A 3638-nucleotide genomic window follows, 5' to 3' on the forward strand; every position below is an offset into this window, starting at 1 on the left:
CCGGAAGGAAGTGCTGGGCAAGGAGTTCGTCGAGAAGTCGTTTGCCGCGGCGGACGACTTCAACCGTCCTATGCAGGAGCTCGTGACCGAGTATTGCTGGGGTGCGGTCTGGGGTCGCGAGGAACTGCCACGCAAGACGCGCTCGATGCTGAACCTTGCCATGCTCAGCTGCCTCAACAGGCCCCACGAGCTCAAGATGCACACCAAAGGTGCCCTGCGGAATGGCGTCAGCCGCGAAGAGATCCGCGAAGTCCTCTTGCAGGTGGCAATCTACGCTGGCGTGCCGGCCGGCGTAGACTCGTTCCGCATCGCGCGCGAGGCCTTTGCCGAGTTCGATGCTGAGAAAGCCTGACCAACGTCTTCTTGGCCGTTGACGCGGCAGACGGGATCAACATGAAGAAATACCAGATGCTGATCGGCGGCCAATGGGCAGATGCCCTGGACGGTCGGACGTTTGACACTGAGAATCCCTTCACCGGCACGGCCTGGGCGCAAATCCCGCGTGCCGGCGCAGGGGACGTCGACCGTGCGGTCACGGCCGCCACGCAGGCGTTCAACGCACCGTCATGGTCGGCGTTGAGCGCCAGCGCCCGTGGCGGCCTGATCAGGCGCTTCGCCGATCTTCTCACCGCCAACGCTGATCGCCTGGCCGACATCGAAACCCGTGACAATGGCAAACTGATCGCAGAGATGCGCGGCCAGCTCAGATACATGCCGCAATGGTACTATTATTTCGCCGGACTGGCCGACAAGGTCGAGGGACGTGTCATCCCAATCGACAAGCCCGGCGTGTTCAATTTCACCCGCGAGGAGCCGCTGGGCGTGGTGGCCGCCATCACCCCGTGGAATTCGCCATTGATGCTAGCGACCTGGAAACTGGCCCCGGCCTTGGCTGCCGGCAACACCATCGTCTGGAAACCCTCCGAGTTCTCCTCCGCTTCAGCCCTCGAATTCGGGGCGCTTTTCGAGGAAGCCGGCTTTCCGCCCGGGGTCGTCAACATCGTCACCGGCTTCGGCAACGAGATCGGCGAACAGCTGGTGTCTCATCCGGGCATCGACAAGATTGCATTCACGGGCGGCGATCGGACCGGCCAAGGCGTCTATCAGATCGCGGCGCGCTCGATAAAACCCGTTACGCTGGAACTCGGCGGAAAATCCGCCAACATCGTCTTCGAGGACGCTGTGCTTGACGATGCCGTCAAGGGTGTCGTCTCCGGCATTTTCGCGGCCAGCGGCCAGACCTGTATCGCGGGATCGCGGGCGCTCGTTCACCGCTCGATCTATCCGGCTTTCGTCGATGCGCTGGTGGCTTTCGCCAAAACCGCGCGGATCGGCGATCCCTCCAGCAATGACACGCAGGTTGGGCCGATCACGACCCGGCCGCAACTTGCCAAGATTCTCGACTATATCGAGATCGCCAAGGCGGAAGGCGCCAAGCTCGCGCTTGGCGGCAAGCGGCCCACCGATCCGGCCTGCGGCGACGGCTGGTTCGTCGAGCCGACAATCTTTACCGATGTCGGCCCCAAGATGCGCATCGCCCAGGAGGAGGTTTTCGGTCCCGTGCTGGCGATCATTCCCTTCGAGAGTGACGAGGAGGCGATCGAAATCGCCAACGGCACGATCTACGGGCTGGCGGCAGGCGTGTGGACGCAAAGCATAACGCGCGCCTTGACCATGTCGCAGAAACTCAAGGCAGGCACGGTGTGGATCAACACCTACCGGGCGGTGAGTTACATGTCGCCATTTGGCGGTTTCAAGCGTTCCGGCATCGGCCGCGAGAGCGGCCTGTCGGCTATTCGGGAGTATCTGCAGGAAAAGAGTGTCTGGATCGACATCAGTGGCAACGTGCCCAACCCGTTCGTGCAGCGCTGAAGCCCGACCATGACCGATCGGCAAAGGATCGCTTTCGTCACCGGCGCCGCGAGCGGCATCGGAAGGGCGGTTTGTCTGGGCCTTCACGGCAAGGGCTGCCGTATCGTGGTGGCGGATCGTCAGGAAGATAGCCTGGCTGTCCTGGCAGGCGAACTCGGTGCCGACGTCTTCCCGCTCGACCTTGATATTGCAGACGGCGCTGCGGTCGCCAACTGCCTGGGTCGGCTGCCGCCGGAATTCCGCGATATCGACATACTGGTGAACAATGCCGGGCATGACATCGGCGGGCGTACCCGCTTCGACATCGGCTCGGCCGACGATTGGTCGGCGATCATCGAGACCAACCTCATCGGCCTGATGCGCGTGACGCGGGCGATCCTGCCGGGAATGGTCAAGCGCGGACGTGGCGACATCGTCAACATGAGTTCCATCAGCGCCATCCGCATGGTGCCGGACCAGGCGCCCTACTCCGCCAGCAAGGCCGGCGTGCATATGCTGAGCGATATCATTCGCGGCGAATTGGCGGAGACCGCCATCCGCGTGATCGAGATCTTGCCGGGGCTCACCCGCACCAACATTGTCGCGTCCCGCCTTCGCGGCGACGAGGAGGCGGCCCGAGAATATTTCGAGCGGTTCGGCATGGCGCTCGACCCCGACGACATCGCCCGGTGTGTCTTATTCGCACTTGACCAGCCGCCGCACGTCCAGATCGCGCAGATCTTCGTCGTGCCCACCAACAGGTGGTAGGAGCCGGGGCATCGGCGTCACGCAACGCCCGTTCCCGCCAAAGGTTTTCCGATCCATCCGTCGAAACGAACTTTGGCCGGCCAATGCTGGTCAGCCCCCGCATGCTCAGTGGACAGCTGCGTACATGATCCGGCTTTCGGTTGCCTCGTCGATGTCCATCTCCTCAACGATCCGGCCCTGCCTCGCCACAAGAATCCGGTCTGACAGGCTCTTGATTTCAGGCAGATAGGACGAGATCACCACCACGGCCATGCCGCTGTCGGCAAGCTCGTTGATGAAGTTGTGAATCTCGACGATGGTTCCGACGTCGACCCCGCGTGTTGGCTCATCAAGGATGACCAGCTTGGGTTTCTGGACCAGTGCCTTGGCCAAGACCACCTTCTGCTGGTTGCCGCCGGAGAGTTCGATGATGCGCGCGTCGGCGTCGATCGCCTTGACGCCCAGCCGCTTCGTCCATTCTATAGCCAGTTCCCGGCCTTGCCGCGGAGCTACCGGCGTCAACGGATTGTCACCGGTGGCGAGGTGTCCAAGCTGGATATTGCCAGCGATCGTCATGGTTTCGAAGAAGCCCTCGATCTTGCGGTCCTCGGTCACATAGACGATGCCGTCACGCACCGCTGGCCGTGGCGTGCGGTAGCGGACCGGCCGGCCTTCGAAGCGCACCGTGCCACCATGGAAGTAATCGCGCTTCAGCACGCCGGCCACGATCTTCATCGTTTCCGTGCGTCCAGCGCCGACCAGGCCGAACACGCCCGTTACCTGTCCGGCGAACACGGAGAACGAGGTGTTGCGCACCGTATTGCCCATCGAAAGATTCTCGACGCTAAGTATCTTTCTGCCCATTGGGCGCGCCACCCGTGCCTGGCCGGAATAGAGTTCGCCGGAGAGACTGCGTCCGACCATCGCATGCACAACACGCTCGCGGTCGAACTTGCTCGTCTCGTCGGTCACGACGACCTTGGCGTCGCGCATCACCGTGATGCGGTCCGACAGGTGCAACGCTTCCTCGAGCGCATGGC

4 protein-coding genes are annotated in these 3638 nt (G+C 62.7%); 3 read left to right on the top strand and 1 reads right to left on the bottom strand.

Annotation, left to right across the window (positions count from 1 at the left end; all coding sequences use genetic code 11):
• The 3 genes from AC1DX0_RS32805 to AC1DX0_RS32815 form a co-directional block, all read left to right on the top strand.
• Nucleotides 1-352 (top strand): carboxymuconolactone decarboxylase family protein (locus AC1DX0_RS32805; protein ID WP_477358525.1); only part of this gene is annotated, 352 nt, incomplete at its 5' end.
• Between the two features lie 41 nt (nt 353-393).
• Entirely contained in the window at nt 394-1872 is a 1479-nt protein-coding gene (locus AC1DX0_RS32810) for an aldehyde dehydrogenase (protein ID WP_477222629.1), read from the top strand.
• A 9-nt stretch (nt 1873-1881) separates the two neighbouring features.
• Entirely contained in the window at nt 1882-2619 is a 738-nt protein-coding gene (locus AC1DX0_RS32815) for an SDR family oxidoreductase (protein ID WP_477222630.1), read from the top strand.
• A 105-nt stretch (nt 2620-2724) separates the two neighbouring features.
• On the opposite strand, the gene AC1DX0_RS32820 is transcribed toward AC1DX0_RS32815, so the two are convergent.
• Nucleotides 2725-3638: ATP-binding cassette domain-containing protein (locus AC1DX0_RS32820; protein ID WP_477358527.1), on the bottom strand; the 914-nt coding region annotated here is incomplete at its 5' end.

The sequence above is a fragment of the Mesorhizobium sp. P3_A9 genome (assembly GCF_056402975.1).

Coding starts and splice junctions, on each gene's coding strand:
- AC1DX0_RS32815 (WP_477222630.1), top strand. CDS start 1,882: ATGACCGATCGGCAAAGGATCGCTTTCGTCACCGGCGCCGCGAGCGGC.
- AC1DX0_RS32810 (WP_477222629.1), top strand. CDS start 394: ATGAAGAAATACCAGATGCTGATCGGCGGCCAATGGGCAGATGCCCTG.